Origin of the sequence: Streptomyces sp. NPDC015127 (genome assembly GCF_043080095.1) — a bacterium.
In the GTDB taxonomy this organism is placed as follows: domain Bacteria; phylum Actinomycetota; class Actinomycetes; order Streptomycetales; family Streptomycetaceae; genus Streptomyces.
Map to the genome: position 1 here is coordinate 1 of NZ_JBIBVE010000023.1, position 18497 is coordinate 18497.

The 18497-nt window shown below is 73.4% G+C and carries 16 protein-coding genes, 1 pseudogene and 1 riboswitch; of the genes and pseudogenes, 5 read left to right on the forward strand and 12 right to left on the reverse strand.

The genetic code is table 11. The features are described from left to right. From ACF08N_RS32755 to ACF08N_RS32765, 3 genes are all read right to left on the reverse strand, one after another. The coding region (locus ACF08N_RS32755; protein ID WP_392328353.1) for an aminotransferase class III-fold pyridoxal phosphate-dependent enzyme at nucleotides 1-257 on the reverse strand (257 nt) is incomplete at its 3' end. Between the two features lie 23 nt (nucleotides 258-280). Further along, a complete protein-coding gene (gene ectA, locus ACF08N_RS32760) occupies nucleotides 281-829 on the reverse strand; it encodes a diaminobutyrate acetyltransferase (RefSeq protein ID WP_392328354.1) in 549 nt (182 codons plus the stop codon). Between the two features lie 347 nt (nucleotides 830-1176). Continuing rightward, a complete protein-coding gene (locus ACF08N_RS32765) occupies nucleotides 1177-2274 on the reverse strand; it encodes a pyridoxal-phosphate-dependent aminotransferase family protein (protein WP_392328355.1) in 1098 nt (365 codons plus the stop codon). A 105-nt stretch (nucleotides 2275-2379) separates the two neighbouring features. On the opposite strand from ACF08N_RS32765, the gene ACF08N_RS32770 reads away from it, so the two are divergent. After that, entirely contained in the window at nucleotides 2380-3465 is a 1086-nt protein-coding gene (locus ACF08N_RS32770) for an amidohydrolase family protein (protein WP_392328356.1), read from the forward strand. A 377-nt stretch (nucleotides 3466-3842) separates the two neighbouring features. Further along, on the forward strand, nucleotides 3843-4772 hold the full coding sequence (locus ACF08N_RS32775) for an SCO1860 family LAETG-anchored protein (protein WP_392328357.1): 930 nt from the start codon (nucleotides 3843-3845) through the stop codon (nucleotides 4770-4772). A 362-nt stretch (nucleotides 4773-5134) separates the two neighbouring features. Here ACF08N_RS32775 and cobC read toward each other — a convergent pair whose 3' ends face one another. Together cobC and ACF08N_RS32785 are read right to left on the reverse strand one after the other, a co-directional pair. Beyond that, nucleotides 5135-6238, reverse strand: a complete 1104-nt coding sequence (gene cobC / locus ACF08N_RS32780; protein ID WP_392328358.1) for an Rv2231c family pyridoxal phosphate-dependent protein CobC — start codon at nucleotides 6236-6238, stop codon at nucleotides 5135-5137. 101 nt (nucleotides 6239-6339) lie between these two features. Further along, nucleotides 6340-6750: pseudogene (locus ACF08N_RS32785) on the reverse strand (cobalamin biosynthesis protein); the annotation flags it as partial. Between the two features lie 107 nt (nucleotides 6751-6857). Between ACF08N_RS32785 and ACF08N_RS32790 the strand changes: the two are divergent. Further along, nucleotides 6858-7577: a ZIP family metal transporter gene (locus ACF08N_RS32790; protein ID WP_392328359.1), complete on the forward strand. Its 720-nt coding sequence runs from the start codon at nucleotides 6858-6860 to the stop codon at nucleotides 7575-7577. Nucleotides 7578-7588: 11 nt separating this feature from the next. On the opposite strand, the gene ACF08N_RS32795 is transcribed toward ACF08N_RS32790, so the two are convergent. The 7 genes from ACF08N_RS32795 to ACF08N_RS32825 all read right to left on the reverse strand — a co-directional run bounded on the left by ACF08N_RS32795 (nucleotide 7589) and on the right by ACF08N_RS32825 (nucleotide 16127). Next, nucleotides 7589-8983 (reverse strand): cobyrinate a,c-diamide synthase, encoded by a 1395-nt coding sequence (locus ACF08N_RS32795; RefSeq protein WP_392328360.1) that lies wholly within the window; start codon nucleotides 8981-8983, stop codon nucleotides 7589-7591. Then, the gene (gene cobO / locus ACF08N_RS32800) at nucleotides 8977-9585 is read right to left on the reverse strand and encodes a cob(I)yrinic acid a,c-diamide adenosyltransferase (RefSeq protein ID WP_392328361.1); all 609 of its coding nucleotides are present in this window, start codon (nucleotides 9583-9585) and stop codon (nucleotides 8977-8979) included. The genes ACF08N_RS32795 and cobO overlap by 7 nt, the downstream gene beginning before the upstream one ends. Beyond that, a complete protein-coding gene (locus ACF08N_RS32805) occupies nucleotides 9586-11616 on the reverse strand; it encodes a putative cobaltochelatase (protein ID WP_392328362.1) in 2031 nt (676 codons plus the stop codon). A gap of 190 nt (nucleotides 11617-11806) precedes the next feature. Then, nucleotides 11807-13339, reverse strand: a complete 1533-nt coding sequence (locus ACF08N_RS32810) for a cobyric acid synthase (protein ID WP_392328363.1) — start codon at nucleotides 13337-13339, stop codon at nucleotides 11807-11809. Next, nucleotides 13336-14286, reverse strand: a complete 951-nt coding sequence (locus tag ACF08N_RS32815) for a cobalamin biosynthesis protein (protein WP_392328364.1) — start codon at nucleotides 14284-14286, stop codon at nucleotides 13336-13338. The genes ACF08N_RS32810 and ACF08N_RS32815 overlap by 4 nt, the downstream gene beginning before the upstream one ends. 89 nt (nucleotides 14287-14375) lie before the next feature. Next, nucleotides 14376-14511, reverse strand: a riboswitch (cobalamin riboswitch). Between the two features lie 155 nt (nucleotides 14512-14666). Then, the gene (locus ACF08N_RS32820; protein WP_392328365.1) at nucleotides 14667-14888 is read right to left on the reverse strand and encodes a hypothetical protein; all 222 of its coding nucleotides are present in this window, start codon (nucleotides 14886-14888) and stop codon (nucleotides 14667-14669) included. 12 nt (nucleotides 14889-14900) lie between these two features. After that, nucleotides 14901-16127 (reverse strand): anion permease, encoded by a 1227-nt coding sequence (locus tag ACF08N_RS32825; protein ID WP_392328366.1) that lies wholly within the window; start codon nucleotides 16125-16127, stop codon nucleotides 14901-14903. A gap of 210 nt (nucleotides 16128-16337) precedes the next feature. Here ACF08N_RS32825 and ACF08N_RS32830 point away from each other — a divergent pair, with 210 nt between their 5' ends. Then, nucleotides 16338-17006, forward strand: coding sequence for a class II aldolase/adducin family protein (locus ACF08N_RS32830; RefSeq protein ID WP_392328367.1), 669 nt, complete (start codon nucleotides 16338-16340; stop codon nucleotides 17004-17006). A 338-nt stretch (nucleotides 17007-17344) separates the two neighbouring features. Next, the gene (locus ACF08N_RS32835; RefSeq protein WP_392328368.1) at nucleotides 17345-18466 is read left to right on the forward strand and encodes an alpha/beta hydrolase; all 1122 of its coding nucleotides are present in this window, start codon (nucleotides 17345-17347) and stop codon (nucleotides 18464-18466) included. Nucleotides 18467-18497: the final 31 nt, after the last annotated feature.

Sequence of the window (18497 nt, forward strand, 5' to 3'; positions counted from 1 at the left end):
GTGGTCGCCATGTCCAGGCCGTGCGTGATGCCGTCACGCTCGATGTAGTCGATCAACGCCCGTTTCAGGACAGGGTTGTTGTGCCCGTAGTTGAGCGATCCGGCGCCGGCGAAGAAGTCCAGGTAGGTGTGGCCGTCCTCGTCGTGCAGGTAGCTGCCCTGCGCGCGGTCGAACACGGCGGGCCAGCCGCGGCAGTAGCTGCGCACCTCGGACTCGAGGGTCTGGAAGACGCTCAGGGCGGGCGGGGTGATGGTCACAGCAGTCTCCATGGGGGTGGGGGTCAGGCGGCGAGAGGGCCGATGCGGTAGAGCACTTCCGGCTGGTGCGTTCCCTCGGGGAACAGGCCGCCGTCGAAGAGGACTTCGCGGCGCAGCGGCGCGTCGTGGCGCCGGGCGTAGGAGGTGAAGAGCCGGTCGGACGCCGTGTTGTCCGGCGTGATCGTCGTTTCGACCTCGCGCACCCCGCGGCCGCTGGTGACCTTGGCCGTCAGGGCGTCCAGCAGGATGCCGGCCAGCCCCCGGCCGCGGTGCTCGCTGTCGACGGCGACCTGCCAGACGACCAGTGCCTCCGGGCGGTCGGGCCGTACGTAGCCGGTGACGAAGGCGATCGGCTCGCCGCCGGGGCCGCGTGCCACGACAGAGGTGGCCGCGAAGTCGCGACACCACAGCAGGTAGCTGTACGAGGAGTTGAGGTCCAGGACCTCGGAGTCGCGGGCGATGCGCCAGATCGCGGCTCCGTCCTCCACTCGTGGGGTGTCGATCTCCAGGAAGTCCGGAGTATCGGTGAATCCTTCTCGGGCTCGTACAAGGTCTTCTTGTGCGGCGGTCATGCGAATTGAATTTACCGAGCAAATTTCGAGATTGCATCGGGCGAAGGGGTTGGGTCGGGAGACCTTCTGTGTTATCGCGCGGGCGCGAGCCGCCTGGCCGTTCGCCGGGCGATCGCGCTGTTTTGCCCGTATTTATGGGGGCAAATCGACTTCACTGTGGGGTCGGTCACATGTCCGTAACGGCGTTGACACCCGGTTGAATCGCTTCCGGGGATCGATCGGAATCCATGTGTTTAGGCCCGGAGATCGGGGGCAGCAGAATGCGGGGAGCTGTTTACTCGAATTTGCTCCCCGCATTTATGGACTCTGCTGTGTATTTGTTTTGCGCGAAGAGGAGCGGGAAGGTGCTACCAGCTCTCGCCGGCCGCCCGCCGCGCACCTTCCAGGTCCACCTGGCGGCCCTGCTCGGCCAGCGCCGCGCCGAGCGCCGCGAGCGACGACTGCACGACACCGCGCGTCGCGTCCACGCCGTAGTGGTTGACCCGGATCATCTCCTTCGCCAGCGCCCCGCCACCCGCGATCAGCGGCAGCGAGGGGTCGGCGGCGAGCGCCGCCGCCACCAGGTCGCGCGCGTCCACCCCGTCCGGGACACGCAGCGTCGTCGCCACCGGAGCCGCGTCCCTCGCCTCGTGGACGTACGGCGAAAGGCCGCCGCCGAGCGCCAGCGCACCCGCGCGCGTGGCCGCGGCGGCCGACGCGTGGCGCGCCGTCACCGCGCCCAGTCCCTCGGCCTCGATGCGCTCGACACACGCCTCGAGCGCCAGCATCTCCAGCTGGGCGGGCGCGTGCAGCAAGGTCCTGCGGCCCCCGTCGATCCAGCGCTCCTTCCAGTCCAGCAGCGACAGGTACGAACGCCGGGGCGCCCCCGGATTCGCGGCCATGCGCTCCCAGGCGCGCTCGCTCACCGACACCGCGGACACGCCCGCCGGGCCGCCCATCGCCTTCTGCGCGCCGATCACGCACAGGTCCACGCCCCAGGCGTCCGGCAGCAGCGGCTCGGCGCCCACCGAGGCGACCGCGTCCAGCATGAACAGTGCGCCGTGCGCCCGGACCACATCGCCGATCTCCGCGACGGGGTTCGTGTTGCCGGTCGCGGCCTCGGCGTGCACCAGCGAGACGAAGTCGATCTCCGGGTGCGCCGCCAGCGCCTCGGCCACCTGCTCCGGCGTCACGGCGGTGTGGAACGGCACTTCGAGGTCGACGACAAGGGCCCCGCAGTCCCGCAGCCAGTTGCCGAAGGTCTGCCCGTAGGGGCCGGTCACCACGTTCAGTGCCGTCGAGCCCGCCCGCGCGCCGCCGCGGATGCAGCCCTCCAGCGGGAGGAGCGCCTCGCCCTGCATGATCACGACGTCCTGGCCGGTGCCCAGCAGCGCGGCGACCCTGCGCTCGATGGAGGCGAAGTGCGCGGCGGTCAGCGGGGCCAGGTCCAGCAGAGGGTGTGTCACGGCGAGCTCTCTTCGATCAGCGGTGCCGGCCCGGTGTCCGGGCCTCGGGCCGAGCCTACCGAGGCCCCGGGCGCCCGCCTTTGTGCGCCTCGTACAGTGCAGTGCATGAGCGATGACACGGTGCTGCACGTGAAGGGGCGGGTGCTCGTCGGACCCGAGGACGTACGGGACGAGGTGTGGGTGGTGGACGGCCGCATCACCTACGACCGACCCCGTGCCGAGGCGGTCACCGTGCACGGCTGGGCCCTGCCAGGACTCGTCGATGCCCACTGCCATGTCGGGCTCGACCACCAGGGGCCGGTCGACGCCGCGACCAGTGAGAAGCAGGCACTCACCGACCGCGACGCGGGCACCCTGCTGCTGCGCGACGCCGGGTCCCCGTCGGACACCCGCTGGATCGACGACCGCGACGACCTGCCGAAGATCATCAGGGCGGGTCGGCACATCGCCCGCACCCGCCGCTACATCCGCAACTACGCCCACGAGATCGAGCCCCACGACCTCGTCGCCTACGTCGCCCAGGAGGCCCGGCGCGGCGACGGCTGGGTCAAGCTCGTCGGCGACTGGATCGACCGCGACGCCGGCGACCTGACCGCCTGCTGGCCGCGCGACGCGGTGGAGGCGGCGATCGCCGAGGCGCACCGGCTGGGCGCGCGCGTGACCGCCCACTGCTTCGCCGAGGACTCGCTGCGCGACCTGGTCGAGGCCGGCATCGACTGCATCGAGCACGCGACGGGGCTCACCGAGGACACCATCCCGCTGTTCGCCGAGCGCGGCGTCGCGATCGTCCCGACGCTGGTCAACATCGCCACGTTCCCGTCGCTCGCGGCCGGCGGCGAGAGCAGGTTCCCGCGCTGGTCGGCCCATATGCGCAGGCTGCACGAGCGCCGGTACGACACCGTGCGCGCCGCCTACGACGCGGGCATCCCCGTCTTCGTCGGCACGGACGCGGGCGGCTCGCTGGCGCACGGCCTGGTCGCCGACGAGGTCGCCGAACTGGTGAAGGCCGGTATCCCGCCGGTCCGGGCGCTGTCGGCGACCACCTGGGGTGCGCGGCAGTGGCTCGGCCGTCCGGTGCTGGAGGAGGGCGCCCCGGCGGACCTGGTCGTGTACGAGGAGGACCCGCGGGCCGATGTCCGGGTGCTCGCGGGACCGCGGCGGGTGGTGCTCAACGGGCGGGTCGTCGGCTGATTTTTTGAGGCTCGGTTCTCCCCCTGGCTTCGCCGGGGGACCCCCACGCCATGTAGTAGGCCCGGTCGTGAGGTTGACCGGGCGGCGTGTTGACCGAGCGTGACCCGGCGGTGCCGTCCGTCGTTGAAGCACCTTTCCCATGCGCCTGCCCAGCGGACCGGCGCACCACTCGCGGGCGGTGACGGGTGGGACCGAGAGGAACACCCGTGCCTCGGGAATCGAATGTGGGCGCGGAAACCTCACTTTAGGGTGAACTCACTTCAGGTGTCTGCCAGTTCACTCTCCGTGCGTAAAGATGCGGGTGTCTTCGTCCCCGCCGTCCACGTGTCCCCGTGGGCGGCGGGCGACGCCATGTCTCCTGTGGGGGTTCCACCACCGTGAACAGCAACACCTTCCGCCTGCCCGCCCGTGTGCCCGCACGCAAGGCCGCGGCGGCGACGGCCGCCGCCGCACTGGCCGCCGTCCCGCTGGCCCTCGCGACGCCCGCGCACGCCACCGGCGGCGGCGGAAAGGCGAACGCGGTCGTTCTCCGTACCGGCCTCGACGTCTCCCTGCTCGACAAGACCGTCCACGTCCCGCTCAAAGCCACCCTCAACGAGGTGCGGGCACCCGGCAGTGCCGAGAAGACCGCGCTGAGCGTGCGCGTCGACGGCGTCGACGGGGGACGGCCGTTCCAGGTGCTGCGCGCCGACGCGGCCACGGCGAGGGCCACCGTCGAGGACGGACGGGCCGCGGCGTACAGCAACCTGGCACGCGCCCGGGTTCATGTGCCCGGACTGCCCCTGCTGTCGCTCGTCGAGGTCGAGAAGGTCACCTCCGAGGCCGTGTGCGCGGCGGGCAGGAAACCGGTCGCCACCTCCAATGTGCTCGGCCACGTCAGGGTGCTCGGCAAGAAGGTGACGCTCGCGGCGGGCGGACCGACCCGCGTCGAGGTGCCCGGCGTCGGCGAGGTCGCCCTCGACCTGTCGAAGACGCAGACCACGTCCCGTACGGCCGCGGCGACGGCCCTGCGGCTCACGGTGTCGGTCAACCCCCTCGATCTCAACGTCGCCGAGGTCACCGGCGAGGTCACGCTCGCCGAGGCGGCCTGCGAAGCGCCCGACGCCCCGAAGAAGCCGGCCGAGCAGCCGTCGAAGGCCCCGGCCAAGAACGTCGCGCCCCAGTCCGGGCAGGCGCCGGAAGAGAATCTGGCGGAGACCGGCGGCAGTGCCGCCACCCCGTACCTCGCGGGCGGCGCCGGACTGCTGCTCGCCGTCGGCGCGGCCGCGATCGTCGTCACGCGCCGCCGCTCCGGCTCGCGGAGCTGACCCGTCCGACCCGGCCGGGCCCCACCGAGGGGGAGGGGCCCGGCCGCGGCGAGCGCGCCGCGCACGTGGCGCGTCCGGGGGGACCGCCGGCGCACCGGCCGTGGCGCGTTGCGCCGGGACGGTGTGGGCCCATCGGCCCGGCCGCGGCGCGCGAGCGGCGCACGTGGCGCGTCCGGCGGGATGCGCCCGGTCCGGGGCGCCGGGCCGCACACGCGCCCCTGCGCGCGCCGCGCAGGTGGCGCGTTGCGCCGGGACGGTGTGGGCGCACCGGCCCGGCCGCGGCGCGCGAGCCGTGCGTGCCCGTACGAGGCACAGCGCGCGAGCCCTGCACGCGCCTCTGCGCCCCCGCGCGCGCCGTCCCGTCAGCCCACCATGACCAGGGCCTGGTCCAGCGCCTGCAGGAAACGATTCGTCGTCACCCGGTCCCGCACCGCGAGCCGCAGCCAGTCGCCGTCGAGCCCCGGGAACGTGTCCCCGCGCCGGACGGCGAAGCCCAGTCCCCGCAGCCTCTCCCGCACCTCTCGCGCCCGCCGGACCCGTACGAGCACGAACGGGCCCTCGGCGCTCTCCACGGCCCGTACCTCGTCGAACTCCGCCAGACCCGCCAGCAGATGGGCGCGGTCCGCGGCTATCCGGCGCGCCGCCTCCTCGGCCTCCGCCAGCGCGGCATCCCCCATGCATGCTTCCGCCGCGGCCAGCGCGGGCGTGGACACCGGCCACAGCGGCTGGGCCCGCTCCAGCGCGGCGACGGTCTCCGGCTCCGCCAGCACATAGCCGATCCGCAGACCCGCGAGCCCCCACGTCTTGGTGAGACTGCGCAGCACGACGAGACCGGGTACGTCGGTGCGCCCCGCGAGCGCCTCCACCTCGCCGGGCACCGCGTCCATGAACGCCTCGTCCACGACCAGCAGCCGCCCGGGACGCGCCAGTTCGGCGATCCGCGAGGCCGGATGCAGGACGGACGTCGGATTGGTCGGATTACCGATCACGACCAGGTCCGCCGACTCCGGCACCGCCTTCGGATCCAGCCGGAAGCCGTCCTCCTCCCGCAGCAGCACGCGCCCCACGTCGTGGCCCGCGTCCCGCAGCGCCGCCTCCGGCTCCGTGAACTGCGGGTGCACGACGACCGGCCTGCGCACCGGCAGCGCCCGCGCGAGCAGCACGAACGCCTCCGCCGCGCCCGCCGTCAGCAGCACCCGCTCCACCGGCAGCCCGTGCCGAGCCGCGACGGCGGCCCGGGCAGCGCGCCCGTCGGGATAGGCCGCGAGTGAGCCGATCGACGCGGCGACGCACTCCCGCAGCCACTGCGGAGGCGTGCCGGTACGGACGTTGACCGCGAGGTCGACCAGGCCGGTGCCGCCGTCCCGGACCTCCGCGTCCCCGTGGTGCCGCAGGTCGTGCCCGCCGGACGGTTCGGAGCGCTCGGGGTGCTCGGGATGGCCCCGGTCGTCAGTGCGCGTGTACATGGCCGCCGCGCAGCGGTACGGGAAGACGGATCACTGGGGTCTCCTCGATGAGTGGGGGGTGGAAGAACGCACGACGGTCATCATGTCTCCTGCCGCCGGTTCCCGGCAGATGCCGGGGACGTACGCGTGGGCCTGCGCACGATGGCGCATGTCACACCCGCGGGTCGCCCGGCGGGACTCGACCGGCGCTTGGGCACCAGCAGTTGGCCGCCGCCCGCCAGCGCCGCCGCCTCGGCGACCGACGGCGTCCCCACCGCCGCCAGCGCCGCCGCGGAGGGGCCGGGGACCGGGACCGTGGCCAGCCGCGCGGCGGAGTACGCCACCAGGGGAACGCCCAGCCGCCCGGCCAGGCCCACGATCCCCGGCTCACCGGCCCGCACGTCGAGTGTGGCGACTTCCACCACGTCGGCCGCCGCCAGGCCGGCCTCGCGCAGCGCCGCCAGGACGAGTTCCACGACCTCGTCGACCGGCACGCCCCTCGACGCTCCGACTCCGACGACGAGAGCGGGCGGACCGGTCATGGAGCACTCCTCCAAGTCGTGGCGGCAGGCGGGCAAGCGGGTCAATCCGGTGCGGCGGCGATGTGCGCGGGGGCGGACTCATGGGCTAGCAAAGGCGCATGGCGGTGTTCGTCGCGCTCGGCGCGTTCCTGATGACGCTGTTCGGCGGCTGGATGGCGCACCGCGTCACCGACCGCCGCCACCTCGTGCTCGGCCTCGCGGGCGGCCTCATGCTCGGCGTGGTCGGACTCGACCTGCTGCCCGAGTCGACGGAGGCGGCGGGCCGGCCGGTGTTCGGCGTACCGCAGGCGCTGCTGCTGTTCGCCGGCGGCTTCCTCGCGGCCCACTGCGTGGAACGGCTGCTGGCCGTACGGCAGGCCGCGCACGGCGGCGAACGCCGCGTACCGCAGGTGGGCATGACGGCCGCCGCGGCGATGGTCACCCACAGCCTCATGGACGGCATCGCCCTGGGCGCCGCCTTCCAGGTCGGCGGCGGCATGGGCGCCACCGTCGCGCTCGCCGTCATCACCCACGACTTCGCCGACGGCTTCAACACGTACACGATCACCAGCCTGTACGGGAACACACGCCGCAAGGCGGTCGCCATGCTGGTCGCCGACGCGCTCGCGCCCGTACTCGGCGCCGCGTCCACCCTGCTGTTCACTCTTCCTGAGGAACTTCTCGGCAGCTACCTCGGGTTCTTCGGCGGTGCGCTGCTCTACCTCGCGGCGGCCGAGATCCTGCCCGAGGCGCACCACGAACACCCCGCCCGCTCCACGCTGTTGTGCACGATCGGCGGCGTGGGCTTCATCTGGCTGGTGGTCGGCATCGCCGAATGACCCCGCCCGCGTCATGCCCGGCACGCCTCGACGAACCGGGCGGCGACCTCGGGCCGCGACGCCCAGTGCGTGTGCAGATAGCTGGCATGCACCCCCTGGTGCACAAAGCCCTCGACCCGGCGCTCCGGACGCACCATGCCCCACGCGGGCGTGGCCCCGGCCCCAGGCTCCAGCACCGTGCGGTGGAACTCGTGGCCGCGCATCCGCGTCCCGGCCGCGGCCAGCGGGCTGTCGCCCACGGCGACGGCCTCCCGGTAGCCGAGTGTGAGCCGCCCCGTCATGCGGGCGTCCGCGTCCAGCACCCCGCACATGGGCTTCCCGTCCAGCGAACGCGCCAGGTACAGCAGCCCGGCGCACTCGGCGGCGACCGGCGCGCCCGACCGCGCCAGCTCGGCGACGGCCTTGCGCAGCGACTCGTTCGCGGACAGCTCGGGCGCGTACACCTCCGGAAAGCCGCCGCCGATGACAAGCCCGGCGGTCCCGTCGGGGAGCTGCTCGTCCCGCAGCGGATCGAAGGCGACCACCTGGGCCCCGGCGGCCCTCAGCAGTTCGACATGCTCGGCATACGAGAAGGTGAACGCGGCCCCGCCCGCGACCGCGACGACCGGCCTCGTTGTGGGCATTCGTTCCGCTGAGGCGGAACCGGTGGGCACAACCCGCCCACCGGCGGACGGCCGCCCTGCGACCTCAGGCTCCCACGGAGCGTCGGCCAACCCCGGCGCGCTGCGCGCCAACGCCAGCAACGCATCCAGATCGCACCCCTCCCGCACCTGCTCCGCCTGCGCCCGCACGGCATCGACGGCCTCGGCCTGCCGCTCGGCCACCGGCACCAGCCCGAGATGCCGCGACGGCGTCTCCACCGCAGGCGCCCGCCGGAGCACGCCCAGCACCGGCACGCCCGACTCCTCCAGCGCCTCCCGCAGCAGGCGCTCGTGCCGGTCGGTGGCGACCTTGTTCAGGATCACGCCGCCGATCCGCACCTCCGGGTCCCACGACGCGAACCCGTGCACCAGCGCCGCCACCGACCGCGACTGCGACGACGCGTCCACCACCAGCACCACGGGTGCCCGCAGCAGCTTCGCGACCTGTGCCGTCGACGCCAGTTCGCCCTGGCCCGCGGCGCCGTCGTACAGGCCCATCACGCCTTCGACGACGGCCAGTTCGCAGCCGCGCGCGCCGTGCGCGAAGAGCGGTGCGATCAGCTCCGTGCCGCACAGGTACGCGTCGAGGTTGCGCCCCGGCCGCCCGGTGGCCAGCGCGTGGTAGCCGGGGTCGATGTAGTCCGGGCCGACCTTGTGCGGCGAGACCGCGAGACCACGGTCGGCAAACGCGGCCATCAGCCCCGTCGCCACCGTGGTCTTGCCCGCGCCGGAGGACGGCGCGGCGATGACGAGACGTGCTACCACTCGATGCCCCGCTGGCCCTTCTGCCCGACGTCCATCGGGTGCTTGACCTTCGACATGTCGGTCACCAGATCGGCGAAGTCGATCAGCTTCTGCGGGGCGTTGCGGCCGGTGATCACCACGTGCTGGGTGCCGGGCCGCTCGCGCAGCACCTCGACGACCTCGTCCGTGTCGATCCAGCCCCAGTGCATCGGGTAGGCGAACTCGTCGAGCACGTACAGCTTGTACGTCTGCGCGGCCAGATCCCGCTTGACCTGCTCCCAGCCCTCGCGGGCCTTGTCCTCGTTGGACAGCTCGCCCTCGGCGGTGGGGCGCTGGATCCACGACCAGCCCTCGCCCATCTTGTGCCAGGCGACCGTGCCGCCCTCGCCGCTCGCACCGAGCACCTTGAGCGCGTTCTCCTCGCCGACCTTCCACTTGGCCGACTTCACGAACTGGAAGACCCCCACCGGCCAGCCCTGGTTCCAGGCCCGCAGCGCGAGTCCGAACGCGGCGGTCGACTTGCCCTTGCCGATGCCCGTGTGGACGAAAACGAGCGGACGGTTGCGGCGCTGACGGGTGGTGAGTCCGTCGTCCGGTACGACGGACGGCTGTCCCTGCGGCATTTACGCGGCCCTTCTGCTGATGGCGTGTACGTTGCGAACGTCCTTGACGAGCCCGGCGATCGAGTCGGCGCGCAGTTCGTCGAGCGTGACGGCGGTGCCGCCGAGTTCGCCGGCGAGGGTGCCGGCCAGACCGAGCCGTACGTATCCGGACTCGCAGTCCACGACGACCGATGCCGTGCCCTCGGCGGCGTGCAGCCGCGCGGCGCGCAGCGCGAGCGCGAACGCGTCGCCCGCACCCCGTGCCGTGGCGCGGCCGTCCGTCACCACGACGAGCAGCGGGCGGCGCGAGGGGTCGCGCAGGCGCTCGACGCGCAGCACCTCGTGCGCCTTCAGCAGGCCCGCAGCCAGCGGCGTACGCCCGCCCGTCGGCAGCTGCTCCAGCCGGGCCGCGGCCGCGTCCACCGACGACGTGGGCGGCAGCACCAGCTCCGCGTCCTTCCCGCGGAACGTGATCAGGCCGACCTTGTCACGCCGCTGGTAGGCGTCGAGCAGCAGAGACAGGACCGCGCCCTTGACCGCGCTCATCCGCTGCCGGGCCGCCATGGAGCCCGAGGCGTCCACCGCGAACAGCACGAGGTTCCCCTCACGTCCCTCGCGGGTCGCCTGCCGCAGATCGTCGCGGCGCACCACCAGGCCGGGACCGCTGCGTCCGCGAGCGCGCTGATGGGGCGCCGCGGCCTGCACAGTGGCAGTGAGGTGCAGTTTCGTGAGCGTGCCCCGGGGGCGCCGGGACCCGGTCGTCCGCCCGTGCTCGGTCCGCGCCCGGGACCTGCGGCCCGCCGCGCCCTCACCGAGCCCGGGCACACTGAGCGTCTTGGTGCGGAACGGCTCGGAGGCCCGTACGGGCTGCTGCTCACCGCGTCCGGCACCGGGGGCCGGTGCGGGCTGCGGGTCCGCCTCGGCCGGCTCGGACGGCGCGTCCGGGCCCTGGCCCTGAGGGGGCACCCCGCCGCCGGGGCCGCCGCCGTCAGGACCGGAGCCGGGGTCCGGGTCCGGGTCGGGGTCAGGGTCGGGCTCGTCGTCGCGGAACTGCTCCAGGGTCTCGTCGAGCTTGTCCTCGTCGAGGCCCGGAGCGTCGAAGGGATTGCGCCGCCGGCGGTGCGGCAGTGCGAGCAGCGCGGCCTGGCGCACATCGTCGGTGGTGACCTCGTCGCGCCCCGCCCAGGCCGCCAGGGCCGTCGCGGTGCGCGCCATCACGATGTCCGCGCGCATGCCGTCCACCTCGAACGCCGCGCACGTGGCCGCGATCTGACGCAGCACCGCGTCGCCCAGGACCACGCGCGGCAGCAGCTCCCGCGCCGCCACGACACGCTCCCGCAGCGCCGTCTCCTCGTCCGCCCAGCGGGCAGTGAAACCCGCAGGGTCGTCGTCGTACGCCAGCCTGCGCCGTACGACTTCCACCCGCTGGTCCGGGTCCCGGGAGGCGGCGACCTCCACCGTGAGGCCGAAGCGGTCCAGCAACTGCGGCCGCAGTTCGCCCTCTTCGGGGTTCATCGTGCCGACGAGCAGGAAGCGCGAGGCGTGCCGTACGGAGACGCCTTCGCGCTCGACGTACGAGGCGCCCATGGCGGCCGCGTCCAGCAGCAGGTCGATCAGGTGGTCGTGGAGCAGATTCACCTCGTCGACGTACAGGATCCCGCGGTGCGCGTCGGCGAGCAGTCCCGGCTCGAAGGCCTTCACGCCCTCGGCGAGGGCCCGTTCGATGTCGAGTGCGCCGACGAGCCGGTCCTCGGAGGCGCCGACGGGCAGTTCGACCATGCGCGCGGGGCGCCGCGTCCCCGAGTCGTCCTCATGCGTCCCGTCCGGGCAGGCCGGGTCCGGCGCCGCGGGCGCGCAGGAGAAACGGCATCCGGCGACGACGTCGACGTCCGGCAGGAGCGACGCGAGCGCACGGACCGCAGTCGACTTGGCGGTCCCTTTCTCCCCGCGCACGAGCACGCCGCCGACCGCCGGACTGACCGCGTTGAGCAGCAGCGCCAGCCGCAGATCGTCCATCCCGACGACCGCGGTGAACGGATAGGAGGTGCTCATCCGTCGATCACTCCTTGGCTGGGGCCGGGCAGAGGGAGCCTCGCCGGCGATTGAGGCGCGGGGGTACGGGGGCAGAGCCCCCGAAACGGGGTCCGGGGCGGGGCCCCGGTTCGGGAGGTGGGGGTCCCCCCACGCCGCCAGGCGTAGGGGGAGGGGCAGGGAACAAGCGCACCGCAGGCGCCACCCGCGTTCACGGCGCACCCGGTGGGACGAACGGCAGTCCGGCCGGCGGGCCCTGTTCGATCAGCCGCAGCAGCGCGTCCGTGTCCGCGTGCTCCTCGATCAGATCGCCGAGCCGGTCCAGCTGCTCCTCGCGCAGCGTGCCGAAGCTCGTGTCCGGCGCCGGCACGAACCGGCGGCCCGCCTGCGCGGCGACCTCCCGCAGGAACGCCCGGCGGAAGCCGTCGCTCTCCAGCGAGCCGTGCCAGTGCGTGCCCCACACGGACCCGACCCGGCAGCCGTCCAGGCTGTGTCCCTTGTCATCAGAGATGAACCCCTCCCCGCCCAGCACCTCGGCGACGCCGTGGTGGATCTCGTACCCCTCCACCCGCTCGCCGAGCGCCTCGCCGACGGGGCGCGCAAGGGTCTTCTCCCGCGCGAACCGCACGCGTACCGGCAGCAGCCCGAGCGCGTCGACCGCGCCCGCCTTCGACTCGACCTCGTCCTCGATGCGCTCCGACAGCGCCTGGTAGCCGCCGCAGATGCCGAGCACCGGCCTGCCCTCCGCCGCGCGGCGGACCAGGGCCTGCGCCAGCCCGCGCTCCCGCAGCCACGCCAGCGCCTTCACCGTGCCCCGCGTGCCGGGGACGACCGCCAGGTCGGCATCGGCCAGCTCCTCGGGCCGGTCCACGAACCGGACCACGACGCCCGGTTCGGCGGCGAGTGCGTCCACGTCGGTGAAGTTCGACATCAGCGGCACCGCGCACACCGCGACCCGCAGCAGGTCCTCGCCGACCGGCGGAGCGACGACCGACTCCCGGACCGCGCCGCGCAGGGAGACCCTCAGGCCGTCCTCCTCGTCGATGCCGAGCCCGTGCGCGTACGGCAGGACGCCGAACGTCCGCCGCCCCGTGAGCCCTCGCAGCATGTCGAGCCCGGGCTCCAGCAGGCTCACGTCACCGCGGAACTTGTTCACGAGATAGCCGGCGACGAGTGCCTGGTCCTCGGGCGCGAGCAGCGCCGTCGTCCCGAAGAACTGCGCGAACACCCCGCCGCGGTCGATGTCCCCGACCACCACCACGGGCAGCCGTCCGGCCCGCGCGATGCCCATGTTCACGATGTCCGTGCGCCGCAGGTTGATCTCGGCCGGACTGCCCGCCCCCTCGCAGATCACGGCGTCATACGTGCCCCGCAGCTCCTCCAGGCACGCCATCACCGGCTCGAACAGCTCGCGCTGCCGGTTCCCGTGATAGCCCCGCGCGCTCATCTCGCCGACGGGCCTGCCCATCAGGACGACCTGGCTGGAGCGGTCGCCGCCGGGCTTGAGCAGCACCGGGTTCATGAGCGCGGTCGGCTCCACTCGGGCCGCCTGCGCCTGCATCGCCTGGGCCCGCCCGATCTCCGCGCCCTCGCGCGTCACGAACGAGTTCAGGGACATGTTCTGCCCCTTGAAGGGCGCGACCTTCACTCCGCGCCGCACCAGCCACCGGCAGATGCCGGCGGTGACGACGCTCTTTCCCGCGTCCGACGTGGTCCCCGCGACCAGCAGTCCGCCGCCGCTCATGTACGCCTCCCCCTCATGGCCCCCAAGGCCAGTCGCGCGCCCGCGCACGCCACGAGCGCCAGCACGCCGATGCGCTGCGACAGCCGCACGGCCCGGTCGATGTCGCCGAACTCCACGGCCCGGCCCTCCCCGCCCAGCACGGGCCGGTGCTCGACCCGGCCCCCGTACGAGAGGGTCCCGCCCAGCCGTACCCCGAGCGCTCCGGCGAATGATGCCTCCACCGGGCCCGCGTTGGGGCTCGGGTGCTTCGCCGCGTCGGCACGCCACGCGCGTACCGCCCCCCGCGGGTCGGGGCCGGCGATCGCGGCGAGTACGGCGGTGAGCCGTGCGCCGGGCCAGCCCGCCACGTCGTCGAGACGGGCCGATGCCCAGCCGTAGCGACGGTGACGCGGCGACTTGTGGCCGACCATCGCGTCGAGCGTGTTCACCGCACGGAAGCCGACGAGACCGGGCACGCCCGCGACCGCGCCCCACACCAGCGCGCCGACGACGGCGTCCGAGGTGTTCTCGGCGACCGACTCGACGACGGCACGGGCGATCTGCTGTTCGTCCAGGGACTGCGGGTCACGCCCGCACAGATGGGGGAGCCGCGCGCGGGCCGCCTCGACGTCGCCGGCGGCCAGCGCCTCGCCGACGAGGCGCGCCTCCCGGCTCAGCGACGTGCCGCCGACGACCGCCCAGGTGGCGGCGGCGGTCAGGGCGACGGACGCGGCGGGGGAGCGGCGCACGGCGCGGGACGCGAGCGCGCCCAGAGCCACGGCGCCGCCGGCGCAGACAGCGGTGTGCAGGGCGCCCCGGCCCCGGTCGTCGCGCCACAGCAGGCGCTCGACGGCGGCCGCGGCACGCCCGAAGGCGGCGACGGGGTGTCCGCGGCGGGGGTCGCCGACGAGCCGGTCGACGACGAGGCCGACGGTGGCGCCGTACACGAATATCCGGTCGGCACGCACGGGGTCAGCGATCCCTGAAGTGGTGTCCGGCGGACAGCGCTGATCGGCAGCCAGGCATGGCGAGAGTCCTCACTCAGGGTCCGCGCCCTGGTTCGACGTGACCGGCGGCGAGAGTTCCTGGCTCCCCGGAGTGTTCGTCCGGGTGACAGTGGCGGGACCGCGCCGGATTCGCACCGGACTTCCTCTTCTGCCGCCGTAGATGGCCACGGCAGTCCACCACGCCCCGCGAACGCCCGTCAACTCACCCTTGACCTGCGGCGGGACAGTGTGCGAAGCCCCACACCCGGATGCGCCGAAGCCGGGCCGGAGGCACGCGAGGTGCCACCGGCCCGGCTCCGGGCGGGTCGCCGTCGTCGGCGGACGACAGCAGTCAGCGGGAGTCAGCTGACGATCAGATAGATGCCGTACGTCACGGCCGCGGCGCACAGGGCGAAGCAGGCGTAGGCGCCGGTGCGGACCATCGTGGCCGACCCGCCGTTCGCGGTCGCCGCCTCGTGCTTGGTCAGGCCGACGATGCCCAGGGTGAACAGGCCCACCAGGGCGACGGTGGCGAAGAGGCTCACGCCGAACACGGAGCCGAGAGCTGCCCAGTCGATCTTCATGCTGATGATTCCTTACACCGTGGCCGGACGGACCGGCTCGGGCTCGGCCGGGGCCGGGATGGTGGTCTTGAGGTCGCCCGCGGGCGGCGGGGTGACGGCCGCGATGGCGGTCGTGACGACGCCGGCGGGCTCCTGGTCCTCGACGTCGTTGACGTTGGTGTGGTCGACGACCTGGCGGCGGGAGACGAACCAGATCGCGGTGCAGGCCGCGACCAGGAAGACGGCGACGGCGGCGACGCCCCAGTCACCCTGCTGGGTGACGAACTCCGAGCCCGCGGCCACCAGACCGGCGGCCGGCAGGGTCAGGCCCCAGGCGACGAACATCCGGGTCGCGGTCGACCAGCGGACCACACCGCCCTTGCGGCCGAGGCCCGCGCCCATCACCGCGCCGGAGCACGAGTGGGTGGTCGACAGGGAGAAGCCGAGGTTGGACGAGGCGAGGATGACGCTCGCCGCGCCGGTCTGGGCGGCGAAGCCCTGCTGCGGCTGGAGGTCGGTCAGGCCCTTGCCCATGGTGCGGATGATGCGCCAGCCGCCGAGGTAGGTGCCGAGCGCGATGGCGACACCCGCGGAGACGATGACCCACAGGGGAGGGTTGGAACCCGGGGCGATGACGTTCCCCGCGACCAGGGCCAGGGTGATGATGCCCATCGTCTTCTGCGCGTCGTTGGTGCCGTGCGCCAGCGAGACGAGGCCGGCGGAGGCGATCTGACCGGCGCGGTAGCCCTTGGCGGTGGCCTTCGGGTCGGCGTTCCGGCCGATCTTGTACGTCAGCCGGGACGCGAGGAACGCGGCCAGACCGGCCACGAGCGGCGCGGCGACCGCGGGGATCAGCACCTTGGTGACGACGACGCCGCCGTTGACCGCGTCGAAACCGACGGAGGCGACGGTGGCGCCGATGAGGCCGCCCATCAGGGCGTGCGAGGAGCTGGAGGGGAGACCGATGAGCCAGGTCATCAGGTTCCACAGGATGGCGCCGACGAGCGCCGCGAAGATGACTTCAGGTGAGATGCCTGATTCGTCGACGAGGCCACTGGAGATCGTCTTCGCGACCTCCACGGACAGGAAAGCGCCGACGAGATTCAGAACGGCGGACATGGCCACCGCGGTCTTGGGCTTCAGAGCGCCGGTCGAGATGGTCGTCGCCATCGCGTTGGCGGTGTCGTGGAAACCGTTCGTGAAATCGAACACGAGAGCTGTCACGATCACAATCGCGAGCAGCAGCGTGATGTGTTCCATTTACCCAGGCAATCGTTTGACGTCATTGACCCGCCGACCGTAGGCAACCTGGGTGAACGGAAGATGAACTGGGTCGGGCTCTGTGGTGTCCGTAAGTAGGTACGAGACATTCCGTTTGGCTGTCCGGGGCGTTATGACAGCAGCCGGCATCCACTCGAACACCCTCCGTCGTCTGTCGCCCCGAATCGGACTCCTGACAGGATCCTCGGCATGAGTGATCACGCCGAGAAGGACACGATCGAACGGGCCTGGCAGGACGTCGTCGCGACGGCCCGCAGAACCGCGGCGGAGGGCCTCGTGGTCGGCACCTCCGGCAACGTCTCCGTACGGGTCGGCGACCTCGTGCTCGTCACCCCGAGCGGGGTGCCCTACGACCGGCTCGGACCTGACGACACCTGTGCCGTCGACCTCGACGGCCACCAGGTCGTCGGCACGCTCGCCCCCACCAGCGAGCTGCCGCTGCACCTGGAGGTGTACCGCAACACACCGGCCGAGGCCGTCGTGCACACCCACGCGGTGCATGCCACCGCCGTCTCCACACTGGTCCCCGAGCTGCCACCGGTCCACTACATGACGGCAGCCCTCGGCGGCCCGGTCCGGGTGGCCCCCTACGCTATGTACGGCACGCCGGAGCTGGCCCGCAACATGATCACGGCGCTGCGCGACCGCACGGCCTGCCTCCTCCAGAACCACGGCACCGTCGCGTACGGCACGACCCTGGCCCAGGCGTACGACCGCACGGCCCAGCTGGAATGGATGTGCCAGGTCTGGCTGACGGCGTCCTCGCTCCCGTCGCACTCCCCCCGCCTCCTCTCCGCCGCGGAACTCTCGGCGGCGGCGACCCAGCTCCACACCTACGGCCAGCCCCACCGGCACTGACGGACCACACCGGGTCTCCGCCCCGAGCCCCGCGCCTGAATCGCCGGCGGGGCTGGAGGTGCGCGGCGCTCTCGTGGTGCGTGCGTCCGGTGAGCCGGGCGGCATGGCGGGACGCCGGCGAGTGGCCGCGCTGGGCCGGCAGGCCGGTTGCCGCGCAGCGGCAATGGCAGCCCGGTCGGGGCCCGGGCGAAGCCCGGGGACACGGCCCACGGCCGCACCGGGGTCCGGGGCGAAGCCCCGGTCACGGGAAGGGGCGGGGTGGGGGAAAACGCCCCCGCGCGAGCAGCCACCCGCCGCGCCCACTGGCACCCCCGCCCGCACCCGTCGACACTGGATCCGTGCGCCCGGCTACAGCGACGGCAGCGGCCGTCACCACACTCATCGGCGTCGGCGCGGCCACGGTCGCCGCCGGCCGCCACGCGAGCAGCGCCGCCCTCGGGGCGACCCGCCCCCTCCCGGGCGACCCGAGACTCACCGTGCACGGGACCGGTCCCGGCCGCGTGACGCTCACCCGCAGCCTCGCCTCCCTGCGACGGGGGACGTACGGTCTGCAGGGCTCCGGCGTCCACGCCGTCGTCGGGCCCGTCCTGGACGGCGTCACACACTCCGCGGACACCGTCGTACGCCGCCTGGAACGCGTCGGCGAAGGCGGCCTCCGGCCCGGCAGCCGGGTCCGCTTCACGCCGCAGGTGCACAGCGGCGACCCGGCCGACGCCCTCGGCATCCCGTACGCCGACGTCCTCGTCCCCGGCGAACTCGGCGCGATACCCGCCTGGTTCGTACCCGGCGCCCGCTCCACCTGGGTGATCACGGTCCACGGCATCGGCACGACCAGGGAGCACCCGCTGAACCTGCTCCCCTTCCTGCGCGACCAGCAGTTCCCCGTGCTGAACCTCGCCTACCGCGGAGACGAGGGCGCTCCCCGGCCGCCGGACGGCCTGAGCCACCTCGGTGACTCGGAGTGGCGCGACCTGGACGCGGCCGTACGGCACGCCCTGCGGCACGGCGCCGAACGCGTCATCGTCCACGGCTGGTCCACCGGCGCCTCGATGGCGCTGCGCGCCGCCGCCAACTCCGCTCTGCGCGACCGCATCAGCGGCCTCGTGCTCGACTCCCCGGTCCTCGACTGGGAGGCGACCCTGCGCGCCCTGGCCGCCGCCCGGCGCACCCCGGCCCCGCTGATGCCCCTCGCCGTGCGCGCCGCGCTCGGCCGCACCGGCCCGCACGGCGACCGGCTCGCCGAGGCCGCCGACCCGTCGGCCGTCCGCGTCCCGATGCTGATCTTCCACGGGCCGGACGACACCATCGCTCCCTGGCAGGACTCGCGCCGGCTCGCGGCCGAGCGCCCGAGCCTGGTCAGCCTGCAGACCGTCCCCGGCGCCCCGCACGCGGCGATGTGGAACGCCGACCCCACGGCGTACGAGGAAACCCTCCGCCGCTTCCTCACTCCTCTCATGTAACCGCAGGCGGGAGGCGTGTCCGGTGCGGTCT

What these genes read in the sequence shown, in the direction of transcription:
- ectA (WP_392328354.1), bottom strand. Translation starts at nt 829, where the DNA reads ATGACCGCCGCACAAGAAGACCTTGTACGAGCCCGAGAAGGATTCACC.
- ACF08N_RS32770 (WP_392328356.1), top strand. Translation starts at nt 2,380, where the DNA reads ATGAGCGATGACACGGTGCTGCACGTGAAGGGGCGGGTGCTCGTCGGA.
- cobC (WP_392328358.1), bottom strand. Translation starts at nt 6,238, where the DNA reads ATGTACACGCGCACTGACGACCGGGGCCATCCCGAGCACCCCGAGCGC.
- ACF08N_RS32790 (WP_392328359.1), top strand. Translation starts at nt 6,858, where the DNA reads ATGGCGGTGTTCGTCGCGCTCGGCGCGTTCCTGATGACGCTGTTCGGC.
- cobO (WP_392328361.1), bottom strand. Translation starts at nt 9,585, where the DNA reads ATGCCGCAGGGACAGCCGTCCGTCGTACCGGACGACGGACTCACCACC.
- ACF08N_RS32805 (WP_392328362.1), bottom strand. Translation starts at nt 11,616, where the DNA reads ATGAGCACCTCCTATCCGTTCACCGCGGTCGTCGGGATGGACGATCTG.
- ACF08N_RS32810 (WP_392328363.1), bottom strand. Translation starts at nt 13,339, where the DNA reads ATGAGCGGCGGCGGACTGCTGGTCGCGGGGACCACGTCGGACGCGGGA.
- ACF08N_RS32820 (WP_392328365.1), bottom strand. Translation starts at nt 14,888, where the DNA reads ATGAAGATCGACTGGGCAGCTCTCGGCTCCGTGTTCGGCGTGAGCCTC.
- ACF08N_RS32825 (WP_392328366.1), bottom strand. Translation starts at nt 16,127, where the DNA reads ATGGAACACATCACGCTGCTGCTCGCGATTGTGATCGTGACAGCTCTC.
- ACF08N_RS32830 (WP_392328367.1), top strand. Translation starts at nt 16,338, where the DNA reads ATGAGTGATCACGCCGAGAAGGACACGATCGAACGGGCCTGGCAGGAC.